General features: G+C 73.0%; 23 protein-coding genes, 1 pseudogene and 1 riboswitch. Of the genes and pseudogenes, 14 read left to right on the top strand and 10 right to left on the bottom strand.

Going from position 1 to position 19,717, the window contains the following annotated elements:
- Positions 1-153 carry a hypothetical protein gene (locus OHA86_RS34900; protein ID WP_329181844.1) on the top strand — a complete coding sequence of 51 codons (153 nt, stop codon included), beginning with the start codon at positions 1-3 and terminating at the stop codon, positions 151-153.
- 64 nt (positions 154-217) lie between these two features.
- Here the strand turns inward: OHA86_RS34900 and OHA86_RS34895 are convergent, their stop codons facing one another.
- Positions 218-1,456, bottom strand: a complete 1,239-nt coding sequence (locus OHA86_RS34895; protein ID WP_329181842.1) for an acyl-CoA dehydrogenase family protein — start codon at positions 1,454-1,456, stop codon at positions 218-220.
- A 148-nt stretch (positions 1,457-1,604) separates the two neighbouring features.
- Between OHA86_RS34895 and OHA86_RS34890 the strand changes: the two genes are divergently transcribed.
- The 7 genes and pseudogenes from OHA86_RS34890 to OHA86_RS34860 form a co-directional block, all read left to right on the top strand.
- A complete protein-coding gene (locus OHA86_RS34890) occupies positions 1,605-2,246 on the top strand; it encodes a TetR family transcriptional regulator (protein ID WP_329181840.1) in 642 nt (213 codons plus the stop codon).
- A 159-nt stretch (positions 2,247-2,405) separates the two neighbouring features.
- Entirely contained in the window at positions 2,406-3,644 is a 1,239-nt protein-coding gene (locus OHA86_RS34885; protein WP_329181838.1) for a MurT ligase domain-containing protein, read from the top strand.
- Between the two features lie 81 nt (positions 3,645-3,725).
- A complete protein-coding gene (locus OHA86_RS34880) occupies positions 3,726-4,454 on the top strand; it encodes a type 1 glutamine amidotransferase (RefSeq protein ID WP_329181836.1) in 729 nt (242 codons plus the stop codon).
- Between the two features lie 167 nt (positions 4,455-4,621).
- A complete protein-coding gene (locus OHA86_RS34875; protein WP_329181833.1) occupies positions 4,622-5,647 on the top strand; it encodes a 6-phosphofructokinase in 1,026 nt (341 codons plus the stop codon).
- A gap of 138 nt (positions 5,648-5,785) precedes the next feature.
- Positions 5,786-6,742 (top strand): cytochrome c oxidase assembly protein, encoded by a 957-nt coding sequence (locus tag OHA86_RS34870; RefSeq protein WP_329181831.1) that lies wholly within the window; start codon positions 5,786-5,788, stop codon positions 6,740-6,742.
- A 143-nt stretch (positions 6,743-6,885) separates the two neighbouring features.
- Complete coding sequence (locus tag OHA86_RS34865) at positions 6,886-7,602, top strand: lysophospholipid acyltransferase family protein (RefSeq protein WP_329181830.1); 717 nt, start codon at positions 6,886-6,888, stop codon at positions 7,600-7,602.
- 86 nt (positions 7,603-7,688) lie between these two features.
- Positions 7,689-8,042: pseudogene (locus tag OHA86_RS34860) on the top strand (TIGR02452 family protein); the annotation flags it as partial.
- 66 nt (positions 8,043-8,108) lie between these two features.
- Here OHA86_RS34860 and OHA86_RS34855 read toward each other — a convergent pair.
- Both OHA86_RS34855 and OHA86_RS34850 read right to left on the bottom strand, forming a co-directional pair.
- Positions 8,109-9,695, bottom strand: a complete 1,587-nt coding sequence (locus OHA86_RS34855) for an alpha/beta hydrolase (protein ID WP_329181828.1) — start codon at positions 9,693-9,695, stop codon at positions 8,109-8,111.
- 42 nt (positions 9,696-9,737) lie between these two features.
- On the bottom strand, positions 9,738-9,956 hold the full coding sequence (locus tag OHA86_RS34850; protein WP_329181826.1) for a hypothetical protein: 219 nt from the start codon (positions 9,954-9,956) through the stop codon (positions 9,738-9,740).
- Between the two features lie 163 nt (positions 9,957-10,119).
- Here OHA86_RS34850 and OHA86_RS34845 point away from each other — a divergent pair, with 163 nt between their 5' ends.
- From OHA86_RS34845 to OHA86_RS34835, 3 genes are read left to right on the top strand one after another with little or no spacing between them, the layout of a single operon-like run.
- Positions 10,120-10,425: a hypothetical protein gene (locus OHA86_RS34845; RefSeq protein ID WP_329181825.1), complete on the top strand. Its 306-nt coding sequence runs from the start codon at positions 10,120-10,122 to the stop codon at positions 10,423-10,425.
- 32 nt (positions 10,426-10,457) lie between these two features.
- Entirely contained in the window at positions 10,458-10,910 is a 453-nt protein-coding gene (locus OHA86_RS34840; protein WP_329181824.1) for a hypothetical protein, read from the top strand.
- 5 nt (positions 10,911-10,915) lie between these two features.
- Entirely contained in the window at positions 10,916-12,631 is a 1,716-nt protein-coding gene (locus tag OHA86_RS34835) for a caspase, EACC1-associated type (protein WP_329181822.1), read from the top strand.
- On the opposite strand, the gene OHA86_RS34830 is transcribed toward OHA86_RS34835, so the two are convergent.
- From OHA86_RS34830 to OHA86_RS34800, 7 genes are all read right to left on the bottom strand, one after another.
- Positions 12,545-13,390 carry an urease accessory protein UreD gene (locus OHA86_RS34830; RefSeq protein ID WP_329181820.1) on the bottom strand — a complete coding sequence of 282 codons (846 nt, stop codon included), beginning with the start codon at positions 13,388-13,390 and terminating at the stop codon, positions 12,545-12,547. The genes OHA86_RS34835 and OHA86_RS34830 overlap by 87 nt on opposite strands.
- On the bottom strand, positions 13,387-14,070 hold the full coding sequence (ureG, locus tag OHA86_RS34825; RefSeq protein ID WP_329181818.1) for an urease accessory protein UreG: 684 nt from the start codon (positions 14,068-14,070) through the stop codon (positions 13,387-13,389). The genes OHA86_RS34830 and ureG overlap by 4 nt, the downstream gene beginning before the upstream one ends.
- Positions 14,071-14,085: 15 nt before the next feature.
- Positions 14,086-14,805, bottom strand: a complete 720-nt coding sequence (locus OHA86_RS34820; RefSeq protein ID WP_329181816.1) for an urease accessory protein UreF — start codon at positions 14,803-14,805, stop codon at positions 14,086-14,088.
- A gap of 8 nt (positions 14,806-14,813) precedes the next feature.
- On the bottom strand, positions 14,814-16,535 hold the full coding sequence (locus tag OHA86_RS34815; RefSeq protein ID WP_329181813.1) for an urease subunit alpha: 1,722 nt from the start codon (positions 16,533-16,535) through the stop codon (positions 14,814-14,816).
- Positions 16,528-16,839 (bottom strand): urease subunit beta, encoded by a 312-nt coding sequence (locus tag OHA86_RS34810; RefSeq protein ID WP_329181812.1) that lies wholly within the window; start codon positions 16,837-16,839, stop codon positions 16,528-16,530. Before OHA86_RS34810 ends, OHA86_RS34815 begins: the two co-directional genes overlap by 8 nt.
- Before the next feature lie 9 nt (positions 16,840-16,848).
- Positions 16,849-17,151 carry an urease subunit gamma gene (locus tag OHA86_RS34805; RefSeq protein ID WP_205048130.1) on the bottom strand — a complete coding sequence of 101 codons (303 nt, stop codon included), beginning with the start codon at positions 17,149-17,151 and terminating at the stop codon, positions 16,849-16,851.
- Positions 17,152-17,222: 71 nt separating this feature from the next.
- The gene (locus OHA86_RS34800) at positions 17,223-17,513 is read right to left on the bottom strand and encodes a type II toxin-antitoxin system Phd/YefM family antitoxin (RefSeq protein ID WP_329181808.1); all 291 of its coding nucleotides are present in this window, start codon (positions 17,511-17,513) and stop codon (positions 17,223-17,225) included.
- Positions 17,514-17,570: 57 nt separating this feature from the next.
- Here OHA86_RS34800 and OHA86_RS34795 point away from each other — a divergent pair, with 57 nt between their 5' ends.
- The 3 genes from OHA86_RS34795 to OHA86_RS34785 all read left to right on the top strand — a co-directional run bounded on the left by OHA86_RS34795 (position 17,571) and on the right by OHA86_RS34785 (position 19,581).
- On the top strand, positions 17,571-18,206 hold the full coding sequence (locus OHA86_RS34795) for an ATP-dependent Clp protease proteolytic subunit (protein WP_329181807.1): 636 nt from the start codon (positions 17,571-17,573) through the stop codon (positions 18,204-18,206).
- Positions 18,207-18,212: 6 nt separating this feature from the next.
- The gene (locus OHA86_RS34790) at positions 18,213-18,527 is read left to right on the top strand and encodes a hypothetical protein (RefSeq protein WP_329181805.1); all 315 of its coding nucleotides are present in this window, start codon (positions 18,213-18,215) and stop codon (positions 18,525-18,527) included.
- Between the two features lie 407 nt (positions 18,528-18,934).
- Positions 18,935-19,098: riboswitch (cyclic di-AMP (ydaO/yuaA leader) on the top strand.
- 3 nt (positions 19,099-19,101) lie between these two features.
- A complete protein-coding gene (locus OHA86_RS34785; RefSeq protein WP_329181804.1) occupies positions 19,102-19,581 on the top strand; it encodes a C40 family peptidase in 480 nt (159 codons plus the stop codon).
- Positions 19,582-19,717 lie beyond the last annotated feature (136 nt).

Genomic DNA, 19,717 nt, shown 5'->3' with positions numbered 1-19,717 from the left:
ATGCACATCGGCGCGATCCACGACGTGACGAGCCTGGCGACGTCTGACACGGTCGGCCCGGGGCCGGTGATGCGTACGGTCATCGTCGTCACGGTGGTCGGCGTGGCGCTCATGGCGTGGTTCCTGCTGCGCGGTTACAGCAACGACAAGTGATCAGGCGGCGGCCCGCCGCCCCGGTGACGGGGCGGCGGCCCGCTGAGCCCTCGCGGCGGGCCGGTCAGCGGATGGGCACGCCGGACAGCGTCCTGGCGATGACCAGCCGCTGGATCTCGCTGGTGCCCTCGAAGATGGTGTAGATCGCGCTGTCCCGGTGCATCCGCTCGACCGGGTACTCCCGGGTGAAGCCGTTGCCGCCGAGGATCTGGACGGCCTGGGCGGTGACCTTCTTGGCGGTCTCGCTGGCGAACAGCTTGGACATCGACCCCTCGGCCGAGGTGAACGGCCTGCCCGCGGTCGCCATCCAGGAGGCCCGCCAGACCAGCAGCCGGGCCGCGTCGATCTGGGTGCGCATGTCGGCGAGCTGGAAGGCGACACCCTGGTTGTCGATGATCGGACGGCCGAACTGCTCGCGTCCCGTGGCGTATTCGAGGGCGTACTCGTACGCGGCCCGCGCGGTGCCGACCGCCATCGCGCCGACCGCGGGGCGCGAGGCCTCGAAGGTGGCCATCGCGGCGTTCTTGCCCCGCTCGGCCGCCCCGGTGCCGCCGGCCGCGGCCCGCTCACGGGCGCGGGCCAGCCGCTCGTCGAGCTTGTCCTTGCCGCCGAGCAGGCAGTCGCCGGGGACGCGTACGCCGTCGAGTACCACCTCGGCGGTGTGCGAGGCGCGGATGCCGTGCTTCTTGAACTTCTGGCCCTGCGACAGGCCGGGGGTGCCGGGCGGCACGATGAAGGACGCGTGGCCCCTGGTGCCGAGGGCGGGGTCGACCACCGCGACGACCACGTGGACGTTGGCGATGCCGCCGTTGGTGGCCCAGGTCTTGGTGCCGTTGAGCACCCACTCCCCGGTGGCCTCGTCGAAGACCGCGCGGGTGCGCATCGCGCCCACGTCGGAGCCGGCGTCGGGCTCGGAGGAGCAGAAGGCGGCGACCTTGACGTCGTCGGCGTCGCCGTACATCTGCGGGACCCAGGTGCCGATCTGCTCCTCGGTGCCGTTGGCCAGCACGCCGACCGCGGCCAGCCCGGTGCCGACGATGGACAGGGCGATACCGGCGTCACCCCAGAACAGCTCCTCCATCGTCATCGGGATGCCGAGGCCCGTGGGGTCGAAGAACTGCTGGGCGTAGAAGTCCAGCGAGTACAAGCCGATCTTGGCGGCCTCCTGGATGATGGGCCACGGGGTCTCCTCGCGTTCGTCCCACTCGGCCGCGGCGGGGCGCATCACGTCGGCGGCGAAGCCGTGGATCCAGTCGCGCACCGACCGCTGGTCATCGTTGAGATCGAGCGTGAAGTCGCCCATCGTCCCCTCCACATGCTAGTTACTTGCGGTAACAGCAGTCTGTTACCGTCTGGTAAGCGATGTCAACTCGCCAAGCGCCACGTGAGCGCCCGTGCCGGGGGTGTTACGTTGCGCAGACCCACCGGCAATCGAACAACGGGGAGGCGCGGTGGAGACCGGACAGCGGCAGGACCAGCAGGCGGCCACGCAGCGGCGGCGTACGGAACTGCTGGAGGCCGCCGAGCGGGTGGTGCTGCGGGACGGCCCCGAGGCGTCGATGAACGCCATCGCGGCCGAGGCCGGGATCACCAAGCCCATCCTCTACCGGCACTTCGGCGACAAGAGCGGCCTGTACCGGGCGCTGGCCAAGCGGCACACCGACGCCCTGCTGGCCACCCTGCGCACCGCGCTGGACTCCCCCGGCGACCGCAGGGACCGGGTCGAGGCGACGCTGCACGCCTATCTGTCGGCCATCGAGACCCGTCCGCAGGTCTACCGCTTCCTGATGCACCCCGCCGAGACCTCCTCCGACGAGAAGGGCTTCGACGTCGGACGGCACTCCGTCCCGCTGCTGCGGCGGATGGGCGAGGACCTCGGCGAGGTCATAGCGGAACGCCTCGACCTCGGCCCCGACACCCGCCAGGTGGCCCGGGTCTGGGGGCACGGCATCGTCGGGATGATGTACGCGGCGGGCGACTGGTGGCTCGGCGAGCGGCCGTTGTCGCGCGACCTGCTGGTGCGCCACCTGGCCGATCTCCTGTGGGGCCGGCTCGCCGAGGCGGGCGACCGCGCGGGCAGCCCCGGCCTGTGACCGCGGTCCTCCGCCGGGCGGCGCGGTGCGGGGAGGCGGCGCGGAGTCGATAGGCTGGCCTCGACCGGAACTTGCCGGCCGCCGCAACGGCCGCCCGGGGGACGGAATACCGGCCACCGCGGGCGGCATCGCGGCCGGAGTCGAGGAGGAAGACAGACGATGGCAGGCAATTCGGAGCCGCTGTCGCCACGGGCGAAGCTGGCCGTGACGGCGGGCAAGGCGGCGGCGGCGGTGTCCCGCGCGGCGGGCAAGGGCAGCGGGTCGGTGATCGGCGGCAAGGTCGCGCTGCGTTTCGACCCCGACCTGCTGGCCAGGCTCGCCCGGCACCTCGACGTGGTGCTGGTGTCCGCCACCAACGGCAAGACGACCACCACCCGGCTGCTCGCCGAGGCGCTGCGGGCCGGCGGCCCGGTGGTCTCCAACGCCCTCGGCGCCAACATGCCGGCCGGCATCACCTCCGCGCTGGCCGGCGGCTCGGACGCCCGCTTCGGCGTGATCGAGGTGGACGAGAAGTACCTCGCCGGTGTCGCCAGGGACGTCGCCCCCAAGGCCATCGCCCTGCTGAACCTGTCGCGCGACCAGCTCGACCGGGCCGCCGAGACCCGGATGCTCGCCGAGAAGTGGCGCGAGGGCCTGGCCGGGTCCGAGGCGATCATCATCGCCAACGCGGACGACCCGCTGATCACCTGGGCGGCCTCCTCCAGCCCCACCGTGGTGTGGGTCGCGGCCGGCCAGTCGTGGAAGGACGACGCCTGGTCCTGCCCGTCCTGCGGCGGGGTGCTCCAGCGCCCCGGCGACGACTGGTTCTGCGGCGAGTGCGGCTTCCGCCGCCCCACCCCGACCTGGGCGCTGTCCGGTGACCATGTCATCGACCCCTACGGTGTCGCCTGGCCGATCCACCTCCAGCTGCCGGGCCGGGCCAACAAGTCCAACGCCGCCGTGTCGGCCGCCGTCGCCGCCGCCTTCGGTATCGACCCCAAGGTCGCCCTCGAGCGGATGTTCAAGGTGCAGGCGGTCGCCGGGCGCTACGACGTGGTGACCTTCCAGCAGCGCGAGCTGCGGCTGCTGCTGGCGAAGAACCCGGCCGGGTGGCTGGAGACGTTCTCGCTGATCGACGGCCCGCCCACGCCGGTGATCCTGTCGGTGAACGCGCGCGGCGCCGACGGCACCGACACCTCCTGGCTGTGGGACGTGGACTACCCGCGGCTGGCCGGCCACCCGATCATGGTGATCGGCGACCGCAAGCTCGACCTGGCCGTACGCCTGGAGGTCGCGGGGCTGCAGTTCCTCGTGTGCGCCAACCTCGACGAGGCGGTCCGGTCCGCACCGCCCGGCCGGATCGAGGCGATCGCCAACTACACCGCCTTCCAGGACCTGCGCCGCCGCGTCGGCAACTGACCCAGGCCACCGCGGGCGGTCCGCCGCCCGACACCGCCGCCCGGCCGCCGCGCCGCCGCCGCCCGACAAGGAGAAGCACGTATGAGTGAGTCCAGCCTGCGCCTGGTGTGGGTCTACCCCGACCTGCTGAGCACCTACGGCGACCAGGGCAACGCGCTGGTGGTGGAGCGCAGGGCGCTCCAGCGCCGGGTGCCGGTGACCCGGGTGGACGTCCGCTCCGACCACGCCATCCCGACCTCGGGCGACATCTACCTGATCGGCGGCGGCGAGGACCGCCCGCAGCGGCTCGCGGCCGAACGGCTGCGCCGCGACGGCGGGTTGAACCGGGCGGTGGCCAACGGCGCGATCGTCTTCTCGGTGTGCGCCGGCTACCAGATCCTCGGCCACGAGTTCATCAACGACCTGGGCCGCCCCGAGCCGGGCCTGGGCCTGCTGGACGTGGTGAGCACCCGCGGCGAGGGCGAGCGGTGCGTCGGCGACGTCCTGGCCGACATCGACCCGCACCTCGGGCTGCCGCCGCTGACCGGCTTCGAGAACCACCAGGGCATCACCCACCTCGGGCCGACCGCCCGCCCGCTGGCCCGGCTGCGGGTCGGCCGGGGCAACGGCACCGGGGACGGCACCGAGGGCGCGTTCAACGACACGGTCTTCGGCACCTACATGCACGGCCCGGTGATGGCCCGCAACCCGCACATCGGGGACCTGCTGATCAAGCTGGCGCTCGATGTCAACGCGCTGCCGCCGGTGGACGACCAGTGGTACGACGCGCTGCGCGCCGAGCGGATCGCGGCAGCGGTGCAGCCCGCCTGACCCGCGGCGCGTCACGCTGCGGAACCGTCCCCTGGAGTTCGGGTAATCGTCAGATGTCCGCAGTGCGGTCGGCGTGGAGGCGTGAGCTTCCGGCTCGGTAAGCTGGCCGGGATCCATCCGGACGAGGGGGTCCGGCGGTCCGGTCGAGTTGCGGGAGTATCGAGAGCATGCGTATTGGTGTACTGACCAGCGGCGGCGACTGCCCCGGGCTGAACGCCGTCATCCGGTCCGTGGTGCACCGCGCCGTCGTGGACCACAATGACGAGGTCATCGGCTTCCACGACGGGTGGAGGGGCCTGCTCGAATGCGACTACCGCAAGCTCGACCTCGACGCGGTGAGCGGCATCCTGGCACGCGGCGGGACCATCCTGGGCTCGTCCCGGGTGCAGCCCGCGCATCTGCGCGGCGGTGTCGAGCAGGCCAGGGGCCATGTGGCCGACCTCGGCCTCGACGCGATCATCCCGATCGGCGGTGAGGGCACCCTCAAGGCGGCCCGGCTGCTGTCGGACGCCGGCCTGCCGATCGTCGGAGTGCCCAAGACCATCGACAACGACATCTCCTCGACCGATGTCACCTTCGGCTTCGACACCGCCGTGACGGTGGCCACCGAGGCGCTCGACCGGCTCAAGACCACCGCCGAGTCGCACCAGCGGGTGCTGATCGTGGAGGTCATGGGGCGGCACACCGGGTGGATCGCGCTGCACTCGGGCATGGCGGCCGGCGCGCACGCGATCGTGGTGCCCGAGCGGCCCTTCGACATCGCCGAGCTGACCGCGGTGGTCGGCAAGCGCTTCGCGGCCGGCAAGAAGTTCGCGATAGTGGTGGTCTCCGAGGGCGCCAAGCCGCGCGAGGGCACCATGGAGTTCTCCTCGGGCGCCACCGACGTCTACGGGCACGAGCGGTTCAGCGGTGTCGCCAACCAGCTGTCGGTCGAGCTGGAGGAGCGCCTGGGCAAGGAGGCGCGCCCGGTGATCCTCGGCCATGTGCAGCGCGGCGGCACCCCCACCGCGTACGACCGGGTGCTGGCCACCCGCTTCGGCTGGCACGCGGTGGAGGCCGTGCACCACGGGCGTTTCGGCATGATGACCGCGCTGCGCGGGACCGACATCACCCTGGTGCCGCTGGCCGACGCGGTGCAGCACCTCAAGACCGTTCCGGCCGAGCGCTACACCGAGGCCGAGTGCGTCCTGTGAGCCGCTGACCTCGGCAGCGCCGTCCCGTACGTACGCAGCCGCCCCCGCCCGGACCGCCGGACGGGGGCGGTTCTACTCTGGAGCGGGCACAACGGTCGAATCGGCCTGCTGCCGGTCGGCGCGACGGAGGAGTGACGGATGGACCACGGTGGACACGGCATGCACATGGATCTGCCGCCGTTCACCCTCGGCCGGGGCCTGGCCTTCAGCAGCGGCGACCCGTTCTTCCTGATCGGCTGCGTGCTGCTGCTCGCGCTGTACGGCTACGCGGTGCTGCGGCTGCGGCGGCGCGGCGACCGCTGGCCGGTGGGGCGTACGGCCGCGTTCGCCGTCGGGGTGCTGACCATCGGCGTGACGATGTGCACCCGGCTCAACGACTACGGCATGGTCATGTTCAGCGTGCACATGGTGCAGCACATGATCCTCAGCATGCTCTCGCCGATCCTGCTGCTGCTCGGCGCGCCGGTGACGCTGGCGCTGCGGGCGCTGCCGACCGCCGGCCGGGGCAGGACCGGGCCGCGCGAGCTGCTGGTGAAGCTGCTGCACAGCAGGTACCTGCGGATCATCACGCATCCGGCGTTCACCATCCCGCTGTTCATCGCGAGCCTGTACGGGCTGTACTTCTCGCCGCTGTTCGACTTCCTGATGCGCAGCGAGGCCGGGCACATCGCGATGATGGTGCACTTCCTCGCGGTGGGGCTGCTGTTCTTCTGGCCGATCATGGGCATCGACCCGGGACCGCACCGGCCCGGCTACGTCATGCGGATGCTGGAGCTCTTCGCCGGGATGCCCTTCCACGCCTTCTTCGGCATCGCGGTGATGATGGCGAGCGAGCCGCTGGTGAGCACGTTCAGGCACCCGGCGGCGTCACTGGGCATCGATCCGCTCAACGACCAGACGTCGGCGGGCGGTATCGCCTGGGCGTTCAGCGAGATCCCGTCGGTGATCGTGCTGGTGGCGCTGCTCTTCCAGTGGTACACCTCCGAGCAGCGGCAGGCCCGCCGCCAGGACCGGGCGGCCGACCGGGACGGCGACGCGGAGCTGGTGGCGTACAACGCGTATCTGGCCTCGCTGGAGGCGCGCGGGCGCGGCTGAGCCGGGCGCTCCCGGGCCGGGCGCCGCTGGCCCGGGCGCCGCGCTGGTCCCGGTGGCCGGGCGGGCACTACTCTGCCGGGGCGCCGGGTGGACCGGCGCAGCGCGGCCCGGGCGTGCCGGGCCTGTCGAGGGGGAGGCGGCCCGTGTTCTACCGGGTGCTGAAGTACGTGGTTCTCGGGCCTTTGCTGCGGCTGCTGTTCCGGCCGCGGATCGAGGGCATGGAGAACATCCCGGAGACCGGTGCCGCGATCATCGCCGGCAACCACCTGTCCTTCTCCGACCATTTCGTGATGCCGGCGATGCTGCCGCGCCGGATCACCTTCCTGGCGAAGGCCGAATACTTCACCGGCCCCGGGCTCAAGGGCCGGCTGACCGCCGCCTTCTTCCGCGGGATAGGCCAGATCCCGGTGGACCGCTCGGGCGGCAAGGCGTCCCAGTCCGCGATCGACGCGGCTCTGGGCGTCCTGGGCCGCGGTGAACTGCTCGGCATCTATCCCGAGGGCACCCGCTCGCACGACGGGCGGCTGTACCGCGGCAGGACCGGTGTGGCGGTGATGGCGCTGCGGGCGCACGCCCCGGTGGTCCCGTGCGCGATGGTCGGCACCTTCGAACTCCAGCCGCCCGGGCGGAAGATCCCGCGCATCGGCCGTGTCACCATCCGCTTCGGCGCCCCGCTGGACTTCAGCCGCTTCTACGGCATGGAGGACCAGCGGCACGTGGTGCGGGCGGTGACCGACGAGATCATGTACGAGGTGCTGGCGATGTCCGGGCAGGAGTACGTGGACCGCTACGCGGGCGACGTGAAGGCCGAGCAGGCCCAGAAGGGCGTGGCCGCGCGGCTGCGCCGGAAGTCGTCCTGACGGCCCGGCGGCGGACGTGACGGGCGCTGTCAGCGGCGGGCCGCGGCGCGAGGCGATTCCGCCGCGTCCCGGGCTTCGTGCCGCGGCCATGGTGGGCCGGCTTCCTCACCTGCCCCGCGCCCAACGCCGGGGTGATCGCGCGGACGCTGCCGGAGCGTACGGGCGAGGTCGGACCCGCGCTCGACGTCCGGGCCGGACGGGTGCTCGAACTGGCCGTCGCACAGGGCTACCGGCGGCTGGTGCTCGGGGCCTGGGGCTGCGGGGTCTTCCAGAACGACCCGGCCAGGGTGGCGGCGGCCTTCGGCGTACTGCCGCGGCCGGGCGGGCGGTTCGCGCACGCGGTGGACGAGGTGGTCTTCGCGGTCCTCGACCGGCGCCCCTGCTCCCCCACCCGCGCGGCCTTCACCGCCGCGTCCCCCGCCGCCCTGTCCCCCGCCTGACATGGCAGGGCCGCCGCCCGCACCCCTGGCCTGGGGTGCGGGCGGCGGCCGTGCGGGGCGGCGCGGTTACGGCACGGGGGTGGCGTGCGGTCCGCACACCACGTCGTGCCGGTCGAGAGTGCCGTGCAGCAGGTAGTCGTCGACGCGGGAGTTGATGCACGGGTTCACCAGGTTGGTGACGCCGTGCGAGCCCGCGCCCTGCTCGGTGATCAGCCGCGATCCGGCCAGCCTGCGGTGGGTCTCCAGCGCGCCCGGATACGGCGTCGCCGCGTCATCGGTGCTCTGCACGATCAGCACACCGGGCAGTCCGTAGTGCGAGCGGACGTCCACCGGGGTCTGCTGGCGTACGGGCCAGGTGGCGCAGGGCAGGTTCATCCAGGCGTTGGACCAGGTCAGCAGCGGGTACTCCGCGTTGAGCGCGGTATTGTCCCGGTCCCACTTCTGCCAGCTGGTCGGCCACTTGGTGTCGGTGCACTCCACCGCGGTGTAGACGGCGTTGCTGTTCTCCGCGCTGATGTTGCCCGCGGTGTCCGACAGGTCGGAGGCCGCCGCGTCGATCAGCGCCTGGGTGTCACCGGCCGCGTACCGGCTCCACACACTGGCGACGGCGGCCCAGCTGGAGTCGTAGTAGGGCGCGCTGGTGAAGAAGTTGAGCAGCTCCGCCGGGCCGACGACACCGCCGACCGGGTGGCTCTTGGTCGCCGCCCGCAGCGCTTCCCACTTCGCCTGGACCTGGGCCACGGTGCTGCCGAGGTGGTAGACGGAGTCGTACTTCGCGACCCACGCCTCCCAGTCCTGCCAGCGGCCCTGGAAGGCCACGTCCTGGTCGAGGTTGTTCTGGTACCAGACCTGGTCCCGTGACGGGTCGACCACGCTGTCGATGATCATCCGGCGCACGTGCGTCGGGAAGAGCGTGGCATAGACCGAGCCGAGGTACGTACCGTAGGACACACCCAGGTAGTTGAGCCGGTCCTCACGCAGCGCGGCCCGGATGACGTCCAGGTCGCGGGCGGTGTTGGCGGTGGTCATCTGGGAGAGCATCGCGGCGCCGGTGCGCTCCAGGCAGCCCTGGGCGTATTCGGCGGCCAGCTTGCGCTGCGCCCGCTTGTCGGCCTCGCTGTCCGGCACCGGGTCGGCCTTGGGACCCGTGACGGATTCCGTCGGGTCGGCGCAGGAGATCGGCGCCGAGTGGTTGACGCCCCGCGGGTCGAAGCCGATGAAGTCGTACGCCTTGGCCGTCTTGGTCCACAGCGGGGCCGCGCTGGCGCTGCGTACCGGGAAGCGCAGCCCGGAGCCGCCGGGGCCGCCCGGGTTGTAGACCAGCGCGCCCTGCCGCTCCTGCGCCGTCCCGGTGCTGGCCGCGCGGTCCACGGCGAGCTTGATGGTGGCGCCGAAGGGCTTGCGGTAGTCGACAGGAACGGTGACCCAGCCGCACTGGACCGGGGCCGCCAGACCCCAGCCGTCGGGACACGCTGCCCACTGGATGCCGGCGCGCCGGGCGCCGGCCGCGGCGATGGCCTCGCCGACCGACTCCGGTACGGTCACCGTCCGCGGGTGTGCTGCGGTGGTGGCTCCGGCCGTGGCGGCGGGTGCCGCGGCGATGGCGCCCGCGATCAGGGCGCCGGTGGAGACGAGCACTATCGTGCGTCTCAAGTCGAACCTCCCCCTCTGTTCCGTGGTTTGTGACCACGGTTGTCACAGTGATGAGGTGCGAATCCTTTCCCCTGTGTGGCTGCTGTGAACAGGCCAGGCGGGTGATTCTTCATCAAAGCGTGATTTTGCCGGGAAGTTGGCCTGCGCCGCACGGGTGACGGCTGCTTCGGCGAACGCGGTGATGAACGGATGCGGGTCCGTGCCGTCGCCCGCCAGCTCGGGCTGGAAGAGAGTGGCCAGGTAGAAGGGGTGGCCGGGCAACTCGGCGATCCTGGGCGCCCCTTCGCTGTCGTGGCCGGTGAAGCACAGCCCTGACGCGGTCAGTCGGGGCAGCAGCCCGGGGACCGGGCCGTAGGCGCAGTGGAAGCGCTCGACGCTCTCGCGGCTGCCGAGCAGCCGCTCGGCCCGGCTGCCGGGCGCGGCCGTGCCGCTGGACGACCTGCGGGGCGCGGCGCCAGGGGCCTATCCCGTCGGGCTGCCCTACGCGGGCGGCGACGCGAGGGTGCTGCACGAGCTGGTCCGGGCCGGGCACGGCCTCGCCGTCCTCCCCCGCTCCGCCGCGTGCCCCGCGGGCGTGCCGCTCACCGAGCCGCACCTGGTCCACCGCGTGGAGCTCGTGCACGGGGCCGCCGCGGGCGCGGTCACCCTGGCCTGCGCGGCGGCGCTCGCGGGCGGGCCGTCCGTGGACGAGCCGCCGACCGTACGGGACGCGGGCGGAGTTCGCCCCTAGACTGGAAGCCGCTGACGTACAGGGGGACGGGGATGACCGCAGGCAGCGGTATGAGGCTGGTCGTGTCCGGTCACGCCGATGTGGACCAGGCCGAACTCGACGCGCTCACCGCGCAGTTGCGGCGGCGGCTGCTCGAACTCGACGTGGACGACGTACGGCTGGACCGGAGCGGTGAGACGGCGCCCGAGGGCGCCAAGTCCGGGGAGGTCATCACCGTCGGCGCGCTCGCGGTCAGCCTCGCGCCGGTGCTGCTGCGGCCCGTGCTGCGTCTGGTGGAGACCTGGATGCAGAACCGCCCCGTGCGCTCGGTCACGGTGGACGTCGACGGCCGCACCATCGAACTCGGCCACGCCTCGGCGGAGCAGCAGCAGCGCCTGGTCGACGCGTTCCTGGACGACGTCCGCCGCGCACCCGGCGCGAGCGGGACCCCCGACGCCGAGCCGGCCCCCGGAGGACCCGGGGAAGATCCCGCTCCCCAGGGGTAGACCGGATGACCGACTCCCCCTTCGGCCCGGGCCGCAGGGACGCGCTCCTGATCGCGACCGGACAGTACGACGACAGCACGCTCAGCTCGCTCCGCTCCCCCCGCCAGGACAGCGCGGGCCTCGCGGGCGTCCTGGCGGAACCCGGCATCGGCGGCTTCCGCACCGAGCAGCTGACGGACGCCCGCGCCCATGAGGTGACGCGCGCCCTGGAGCGGTTCTTCCGCGACCGCAGCCGGGACGACCTGCTCCTGCTGCACATCTCCTGCCACGGCATCAAGGACGACGACGGCCATCTGTACTTCGCCGCCCGCGACACCGACCGCGACCTGCCCGCCTCCACCGCGGTCCCGGCCGCCTTCCTGCGCGGGCGCATGGAGCTGTGCCGGGCGCGCACCATCGTCGTCCTGCTCGACTGCTGTTACAGCGGCGCCTTCATCCCCGGGTCGAAGGGCGACGACCGGATCCACGTACGCGACGAGCTGGGCGGCCACGGCCGGGCCGTCCTCACCGCGACCAGCCGCACCGAATACGCGTGGGAGGGCAGCCGCGTCGAGTCCGCGGTGCCCGAGCCGTCCCGTTTCACCGGCGCCCTGATCAAGGGCCTGGCCACGGGTGCCGCCGATCTGAACGGGGACGGCCGGATCACCGTCACCGAGCTGTACGACTACGTCTACGAGTCCCTGCACCGCGCCGGGGTGCGCCAGCGGCCCCGGATCTGGGTGGACCTGGAGTACCAGGTCACGATCGCGCGGGCGGTGCGGGCGCCCGCGGGCGGGCAGGACGCGGGCCCGCGGGAAGCCGCCGGCCCGCGCGAAGCCTTCGTTCCGCCGCGGCCCGAGGCGCCGCCCACCGCGGGCGCGGGCGGCCCTGAGGCGGGAGCGGCCGTTTCCGAGGTCGCCCCTCCCGGTCCCGAGCCCTCCCTCCTCCACCGGATGCGGGAGGCCTTCCGGGGTGAGACCGGCGCCGGGGCGACCGGGCGGACCCCGTTCATGGCGGAGCCCGTGGCAGGGGCCCCGGCGGAGGCCGATGAGTCGTACCCCCGACCGCGCACCCGGCGGGGGCAGGACGCCCTGATCCGCCTCGAAGTCGACCTGGCGGAAGCCGCGTTCGGCTGCACGAAGGAGATCGCGGTCCGGACCGCGGCCGTGTGCGCCGCCTGCTCGGGGACCGGTGGCGAGAACGGGGCACGGCCCAGGGAGTGCTCCGACTGCCGAGGCCGGGGCCTGCGGCTGGAGACCCCGCGCAGGTCCACGGGAGCGGTCCTCATCGGGCGTCCCTGTCCGAAGTGCGAGAGCCACGGCACCGTCCTGCGCCGCTCCTGCCCCGCGTGCAAGGGCGAGGGCCGTGTGCCCGCCGACCGCGCCCTCACCCTGAAGGTGCCCGGCGGTATCGACAAAGGGACCAGGATCCAGCTCGCCGGTGAAGGAGAGGCCGGCCCCGTCGGCGGCCCGGCAGGCGACCTCTACGTCGAGATCGTGGTGCGTCCGCACTCCGTTTTCCGGCGCGAGGGCGACGACCTGGTGTGCACCATGAGGATCCCGCGAGCGGTGGCGACGGCGGGCGGCACCCTCCCCCTGCGGACGCTGGACGGCTCGAAAACCGTCCGCGTCCCCCGGGGCATCCGCGACGGCCAGTCACTGCGCCTGCCGGAGCTGGGTGTCACCCGTCTGCACGCCGGCGGCCGGGGCGATCTCCTCATACGCGTCGAGGTACGCGACTGACCCGTCCGCGGGCGAAGTGCCGTCGCTCCAGGAGGTCAGTGCGGCAACCGCTTCGGTGAAGGCCGCCCGGGGGGCCGCCGAGGTGAGCAGGAGGCCGGGACCCGCGAGCGGGGTCAGCGAGGTGAGCGCCGGGAGGGGGATGGCGGGGGCAGGGCCCGGCGGCGGGACGAGGAGGAACTGGCTGATCGTGCGGTGCGGGCCGAGGACGGCGGGGCCGTCCCAGCCGGGCGCGGCGCCGGAGCCGGCGGCGAGGGACTGGTCGAGCAGCGTACGCCCGTCGTGGTCGACGGTGAGCCGGGTCGTGAGGCGCCCGGGCTCCTCGGCGTGCCGGCCGAGGACCAGTTCCTCCCGCAGCAGCAGCCGCGCACCGGCGGCGAGCCGCACCCGTGTGGTCATCCGCAGGTCGCTGCCCCGCGCGGCGATCACCGGCTCGGGCAGCCAGTGCAGTTCCGCGTCCTCGCCGACGGTCAGCAGGACGTCGTAGAAGGCCGGGCGGCCCTCGCGGTCGGGCAGCGAGACGGTCGCGGCAGCCGAGTCGACGGTGAGCCGGCCGCCCGCGGCCACCTCGACCTCGATACGCAGCCGGTCGCCGCCGAGCGGCGCGCTCATCGCGCCGACCACGGTGACGCGGGCCCAGCCGCCGCGGGGCGAGCGGGTCCTGCGCAGGGCGAGCGGCCCGGCGCTTGCGAGCAGCGGCAGTACGGTGCCGCGGGCGCCGTCGCGCACGGCCCGGATACGGGCGGCGGCGGTGACGGTCATGCGGTCCAGGCCGTCAGCCGCTCACCGATCCACGCGGCGACCGGCGCGATCCCGTCGCCGCGGGTCACGGAGGTGAACACCACGGGCAGCGGCCCGCGTTGGGCGGCGGCGTCGCGGGCCATCCGGTCCAGGTCGGCGCCGACGTACGGTGCGAGGTCGGTCTTGTTGACGACCAGAAGGTCGGCGGTGGTGACCCCGGGGCCGCCCTTGCGGGGGATGTCGTCGCCGCCCGCCACGTCGATCACGAAGATCTGCGCGTCGACCAGGCCTTTGGAGAAGGTCGCGGTGAGGTTGTCGCCGCCGGATTCGACGAGCACCAGATCGAGCGGCCCGACGGCTTCCTCCAGGTCCTCGACGGCTTCCAGGTTCGCCGAGATGTCGTCGCGGATCGCGGTGTGCGGGCAGGCACCGGTCTCGACGCCGATGATCCGCTCGGGCGGCAGCACGGCGCTGCGCAGCAGGAATTCGGCGTCCTCGCGGGTGTAGATGTCGTTGGTGACCACCCCGATGGCGAGCCGGTCGCGCAGGACCCGGCACAGTGCCGCGACCGTGGCGGTCTTGCCGGAGCCGACGGGGCCGCCGAGTCCGATCCGCAGGGCCCGGCGGCGGCCGTCGGGGCGTACGGCGGCGGAGGAGTGCGCGTAGCGCTCGGGGAAGACCTCGGGGTGGTCACGGTGCATGCTGGGCTCCGTTGGTCATGAGGCGAACAGCCGGACCGGCCAGGCCGCGTGGTCCTCCGCGCTGATGTCGAGCAGCGGGGCGGAGGCGGCGGGCAGGGCGGTGAGGCCGTGGGTGCGGGCGCGGGCGGCGGCGTCGGCGGCGGCGCGCGCGGTGGTGTCGATCTGCGGGGCGAGCCGGGCCAGGACCGCGGCGGCGTGGAAGGGGTCGAGGCTGAGCAGCCGGACCGCCGCGGTGGCGGGGCCGGCGGCGGATTCGTACGCGGCCGCGTAGGCGGCGTCCAGCGGGCGCAGTCCTGCCGCCCGCGCGGTCAGGCCGAGGACGACCGGCTGGTGGGCGCCGCGCGGGCGGGCCGCGGCGAGCCGGTCGAGTTCGGCCGACGGCCAGGTGGCCCGGGCCGCCCGGACGAGCTGGCGGCCGAGCCGCCGGGAGACCGAGCGCAGGGCGGCCGAGGGCGTCCGGGCGTCCGCGGCGTCGTCGAGCGCGAGCGGGTCGAGTCCAGCGGTCGCCGCCGCGGCCAGTGCGGCGGCGACCAGTCCTGCGGTGTGCAGCCGCCCGCGGCAGAAGTCCGCGAGGCCTGCCGCGTCACGGACCCGCCCGTCGGCGACCGCCGCCTCGGCCCCGCCGGAGTGCGCGTGCCCGCCGGCCGGAAAGCGCCCGTCGGACAGCAGCAGCAGCGCGGCGAGCGCACCGGTGCCGGAGGCCGCGTCCCGGGCGGTGCCGTCGTCGTCGGTCATCGTCGGCCTCAGAAGAGGAAGTACCGCTGGGCCATGGGCAGTTCGGCGACCGGCGCCGGCTCCACGACCTCGCCGTCGATGCGTACCGTGAAGGTGTCGGGGTCGACCCTGACCTCCGGCAGTGCCGTGTTCTCGCGCATGTCGGCCTTGGTGATCCGCCGGGTGTCGCCGGCGGCGGTGAACTGCTTGCCCAGGCCCAGGCGTTCCGGCAGGCCGTCGTCGAGGGCCGCCCGGGTGACGAAGTTGACGGAATTGCCCGCGGGTGCGGCGCCGACACCGCCGAACATCGGCCGGGGCAGCACGGGCTGCGGGGTGGGGATGGACGCGTTGGCGTCGCCCATCTGGGCGTAGGCGATCTGCCCCGCCTTGATGACCAGTTGCGGCTTGACGCCGAAGAACGCCGGTTCCCACAGCACGAGATCGGCGAGCTTGCCCGCTTCCACCGAGCCGATCTCGTGGTCGAGGCCCTGGGCGACCGCCGGGTTGATGGTGTATTTCGCGATGTAGCGCCGCGCCCGGTGGTTGTCGGCGGCGCCGTCGCCGGGCAGCGCGCCGCGGCGGCGCTTCATCACGTGCGCGGTCTGCCAGGTGCGCAGCGCGACCTCTCCGATCCGGCCCATGGCCTGCGAGTCGGAGCTGATGATGCTGATCGCGCCGAGGTCGTGCAGGACGTCCTCCGCGGCGATGGTGGACGGGCGGATACGGGACTCGGCGAAGGCGAGGTCCTCCGGCACCGCCGGGTTGAGGTGGTGGCAGACCATCAGCATGTCGAGGTGCTCCTCGACGGTGTTGACGGTGTGCGGCCGGGTCGGGTTGGTGGACGACGGCAGCACGTTGGGGTGCGAGACGACGCTGATGATGTCGGGCGCGTGCCCGCCGCCCGCGCCTTCGGTGTGATAGGCGTGCACACCGCGGCCCGCGATGGCGGCGAGGGTGTCCTCGACGAATCCGGCCTCGTTCAAGGTGTCGGTGTGCAGGGCGAGTTGCGCCCCGGTCTGCTCGCACACCCCCAGGCACGCGTCGATCGCGGCGGGGGTCGCGCCCCAGTCCTCGTGGATCTTGAAGCCGAGCGCCCCGGCCCGCAGCTGGGCGTGCATCGACGCCGGGTTGACGGTGTTGCCCTTGCCGAGCAGCCCGACGTTGACCGGGTACGCCTCAAGGGCCGCGAACATCCGCGCCAGGTGCCAGTCGCCGGGGGTCACGGTGGTCGCCTTGGTGCCCTCGGCGGGACCCGTGCCGCCGCCGAGCACGGTGGTCACGCCGGACGCCAGGGCCTCGTTCATCAGGGTCGGCGAGATGAAGTGCACATGGGCGTCGATGGTGCCGGCGGTGAGGATCTTCCCGTTGCCCGCGATGATCTCGGTCTCCGGGCCGATGACCAGGTCCGGGTGGACGCCGTCCATGGTTTCGGGGTTGCCCGCCTTGCCCAGCGCGGTGATCCGGCCGTCGCGCAGGCCCACGTCGGCCTTGACGACACCCCAGTGGTCGAGGACCACCGCCCCGGTGATCACCGTGTCGGGCGCGCCCTCGGCGCGGGTGGCGCGGCTCTGGCCCATGGACTCGCGGATGACCTTGCCGCCGCCGAAGACGGCTTCGTCGCCGGCCAGTCCCGGGCCGCCGGCGAGGTCGCGTTCGACCTCGATCAGCAGGTCGGTGTCGGCCAGCCGGATCCGGTCGCCGGTGGTGGGGCCGTAGAGGTCGGCGTAGACCGGCCGGCTCAGCTCAGCCATCGAGTGCTCCCGCGGTCTCGGCGCGCAGGCCCGCGACCACCCGGGCGCCGGCGATCGGCACCAGCTCGACCTCGGCGGGGATGCCGGGCTCGAAGCGGACGGCGGTGCCCGCGGCGATGTTCAGCCGCAGGCCGCGGGCGGCGGCGCGGTCGAAGCTCAGCCCGGGGTTGGCCTCGGCGAAGTGGTAGTGGGAGCCGACCTGCACCGGGCGGTCGGCGGTGTTGAGCACCGCGAGCCGGGTCACCGCAGCGCCGCTGTTGAGTACGACCGGTGTGTCGGCGTGGACGATTTCTCCGGGAATCATGCCGCCCCCTCAGACGATCGGCTCATGGACGGTGACGAGCTTGGTGCCGTCGGGAAAGGTCGCCTCGACCTGGACGTCGTGGATCATCTCGGGGATGCCGTCCATGACGTCGTCGCGGGTCAGGACGCCGCGGCCGGACTCCATGAGTTCGGCGACGCTGCGTCCGTCGCGGGCGCCCTCCAGGATGTGGGCGGTGATCAGCGCGACGGCCTCGGGGTGGTTCAGCCGCAGCCCGCGGGCGCGCCGCCGCTCGGCCACATCGGCCGCGACATGGATGAGCAGGCGTTCCTGCTCATGGGGGGTCAACCGCACAGCCGCACCTCACAGTCTCAGGCCAGGTCCGCGAGATTAGTTCGGCGGCGTTTCGGTCGCGTTAACGGCTGTTACGGGCGTCGGTCGCCCGCGGCGGGGCCGCGGTGCTCGGCGGCGATGCCGAACCTGCCGCGTTCGCCCGTGGCGGACGGCCGGGAGCCGACGGCGGAGACCGTACTGATCACCTGCTCCTCCGGCTGCTCGTCGAGTTCACGCAGTCGTTGCAGGTCAGCGGCAGACACCAGGGCGACGAGCGGCTTGCCGTGCCGGGTCAGCACCACCTGCTCACCGCCGTAGACCACGCGGTTGATGAGGTCGGCGAGCTGCGCACGCGCTTGTGTCACCGGGACGTCGTAGGTCATGCTCCCCATCATAACGAGATGTACGTCCTGTACATTTTGAACAAGGAGGTGCTTGCCATGTTCCGACCCACCGCCCGCTACGTGCTGCCGGAGTTCACCGAGCGCAGCAGTAGCGGCGTGCGCACCATGGACCCGTACTCCAAGCTGCTCCAGGAGCGGATCGTCTTTCTGGGCACCCAGATCGACGACACCTCGGCCAATGACGTGATGGCCCAGCTCATCCACCTGGAGAGCGCTTCCCCCGACCAGGACATCCACCTGTACGTCAACTCGCCCGGCGGTTCCTTCTCCGCGATGACCGCGATCTACGACACGATGCAGTTCGTCACCTGCGACGTCGCCACGGTCTGCATCGGGCAGGCGGCGTCGGCCGCCGCGGTGCTGCTGGCGGCCGGCGCGCCGGGCAAGCGCATGATCACCCCGGGGGCGCGGATCCTGGTCCACCAGCCGTCGCTGGGCGACGTGGTGCAGGGCGACATCTCGGACCTGGAGATCCAGGCCAACGAACTGCTGCGCGTCCGCGAGCAGCTGGAGACGCTGCTGGCGCGGCACACCGGCCAGGACATCGACCGGATCCGTACCGACATCGAGCGGGACAAGGTCTTCGACGCCGAATCCGCCGTGGCCTACGGCCTGGTGGACCGGACGACCAGCAGCCGCAAGTCCAACGGCCCCTCCTACGGCCTGCGGTGAGGCCCGGTGGTGCCGGAACTGCCGCCGCTGCCGGCGCTGACCCGATCCGAGGGCGAACTGATCGACAGCTATCTGGAGGTCGTTGACCTGCTCGGCCGGATCAACCCGTCGCGCAGCACCGACACCTACGCGGCGCTGCGGGCCGCCCAGGCGCTGGTCGGCCGGGCGATGGCGCTGCGGGAAGCGCTGACGGTGATGCATATGCGCGGCGAGACGGACCTGCATCACGCCACGCTGGGGCGGGCGCTGCGGGTCCTGGACGGGGAGCGCCGGTCCTCGCTCGTCGCGGTGCGGCCCGAGCCGGGTCCGCCGGCGGACTGAGCCGGCCGGGCGGACCCGGCTCGGGCCGAGGGTTGCTCGGAGGCGGGCCGGATGGTCGGGCGGTGGGCAGCGACCGTGACTCAGCGGCGCGGCCGACCCCGGTTCGGCCGAACCTCGGCTCAGTCCTTTGGCGGATCGGCGAGTCGGCGCGGAAAGGTGGTGCGGTTGCGCGCCCGTTTGCCACCGGCCGGCAAGCGCGCAGGTCACACGGCCCGGCAAAATCGGCTCTCACCCGGAAGGCCCAGCGCCGCCACCCGGACGGCGGCACTGTGAGGAGACTCACATCGGGCGTTTCCCGGCCGGTGGCGGCGTGCGGTGTGCGTCACGATCCGTGGTGACGACAAGCCCCCGCCGCCGTGGCGGGGCGGTCCGCGCGGAAGCCGAATCCTGCCGGCGTGCGGATGCCAGGTCGACACGAGCGCAACGGCGGGAGCGGAGGACCCAGGCACGACGGGACCGGCCCTGAGCACGTGAGGGCGGCCCCTTGGGGTGAAGCCGCTGTATGCGGCCGGGCATCTTCGCCTGCTCGAACCCGACAGGTCATCCTTCGCAGGCTGACGACGAAGGGTTGCGCATGACCGCGCCTAACGGACTGTCCGTGCGGCTGTCCCGGATCGGAGCCGCGTCCGTTCTGACCGCCGCGGCCGTCGCCGTACCGACGCTGCTGCCCGGCGCCGCACAGCAGGCGGGAGCCGCCACGCTGGCCGCGAAGGCGCTCGGCGTGGCGGCCTCGAAGAAGGGCTCGCCCTACCAGTGGGGCGCCACAGGCCCGAGCCGCTTCGACTGCTCGGGCCTGACGCTGTACTCGTTCAAGCAGGCGGGCAAGAAGCTGCCGCGCACCGCCGCGGCGCAGTACGGCAGCACCACCCACATCTCGGCGTCCGCCCGGCGCGTGGGCGACCTGGTGTTCTTCCACACCGGCTCGTCCAGCTCCTCGGTCTATCACGTCGGGATCTACGCCGGCAGCGGCAGGATCTGGCACGCCCCGAAGACCGGCGCGCGGGTCCGCCTGGAACACATCTGGACCCGCAGCGTGTGGTACGGCCGCGTATGACCCACCCGCCGGCGCCCGGGTCCCCGCCGACCGGCCGCCCGAACACCCGGGGCCGGTGCCGCCGTCAGGGCCGGCGGAAGCCCCCGGGTGAGCGGCGGGCAGCCGCACCAGGGCGCGGCGCGCCCCGGCCGCCACC

The sequence above is a fragment of the Streptomyces sp. NBC_01477 genome, from assembly GCF_036227245.1.
Taxonomy (GTDB): domain Bacteria; phylum Actinomycetota; class Actinomycetes; order Streptomycetales; family Streptomycetaceae; genus Actinacidiphila.
The sequence above is the reverse complement of the archived record's forward strand: the minus strand, read 5'-3'. Positions and strand labels throughout refer to the sequence as shown.

Excerpts from the sequence above, each read along its gene's own strand:
- OHA86_RS34900 (WP_329181844.1), top strand. The coding sequence starts at position 1 with ATGCACATCGGCGCGATCCACGACGTGACGAGCCTGGCGACGTCTGAC.
- OHA86_RS34895 (WP_329181842.1), bottom strand. The coding sequence starts at position 1,456 with ATGGGCGACTTCACGCTCGATCTCAACGATGACCAGCGGTCGGTGCGC.
- OHA86_RS34885 (WP_329181838.1), top strand. The coding sequence starts at position 2,406 with ATGGCAGGCAATTCGGAGCCGCTGTCGCCACGGGCGAAGCTGGCCGTG.
- OHA86_RS34880 (WP_329181836.1), top strand. The coding sequence starts at position 3,726 with ATGAGTGAGTCCAGCCTGCGCCTGGTGTGGGTCTACCCCGACCTGCTG.
- OHA86_RS34875 (WP_329181833.1), top strand. The coding sequence starts at position 4,622 with ATGCGTATTGGTGTACTGACCAGCGGCGGCGACTGCCCCGGGCTGAAC.
- OHA86_RS34870 (WP_329181831.1), top strand. The coding sequence starts at position 5,786 with ATGGACCACGGTGGACACGGCATGCACATGGATCTGCCGCCGTTCACC.
- OHA86_RS34840 (WP_329181824.1), top strand. The coding sequence starts at position 10,458 with ATGACCGCAGGCAGCGGTATGAGGCTGGTCGTGTCCGGTCACGCCGAT.
- OHA86_RS34835 (WP_329181822.1), top strand. The coding sequence starts at position 10,916 with ATGACCGACTCCCCCTTCGGCCCGGGCCGCAGGGACGCGCTCCTGATC.
- OHA86_RS34830 (WP_329181820.1), bottom strand. The coding sequence starts at position 13,390 with ATGACCGTCACCGCCGCCGCCCGTATCCGGGCCGTGCGCGACGGCGCC.
- ureG (WP_329181818.1), bottom strand. The coding sequence starts at position 14,070 with ATGCACCGTGACCACCCCGAGGTCTTCCCCGAGCGCTACGCGCACTCC.
- OHA86_RS34820 (WP_329181816.1), bottom strand. The coding sequence starts at position 14,805 with ATGACCGACGACGACGGCACCGCCCGGGACGCGGCCTCCGGCACCGGT.
- OHA86_RS34815 (WP_329181813.1), bottom strand. The coding sequence starts at position 16,535 with ATGGCTGAGCTGAGCCGGCCGGTCTACGCCGACCTCTACGGCCCCACC.
- OHA86_RS34810 (WP_329181812.1), bottom strand. The coding sequence starts at position 16,839 with ATGATTCCCGGAGAAATCGTCCACGCCGACACACCGGTCGTACTCAAC.
- OHA86_RS34800 (WP_329181808.1), bottom strand. The coding sequence starts at position 17,513 with ATGACCTACGACGTCCCGGTGACACAAGCGCGTGCGCAGCTCGCCGAC.
- OHA86_RS34795 (WP_329181807.1), top strand. The coding sequence starts at position 17,571 with ATGTTCCGACCCACCGCCCGCTACGTGCTGCCGGAGTTCACCGAGCGC.
- OHA86_RS34785 (WP_329181804.1), top strand. The coding sequence starts at position 19,102 with ATGACCGCGCCTAACGGACTGTCCGTGCGGCTGTCCCGGATCGGAGCC.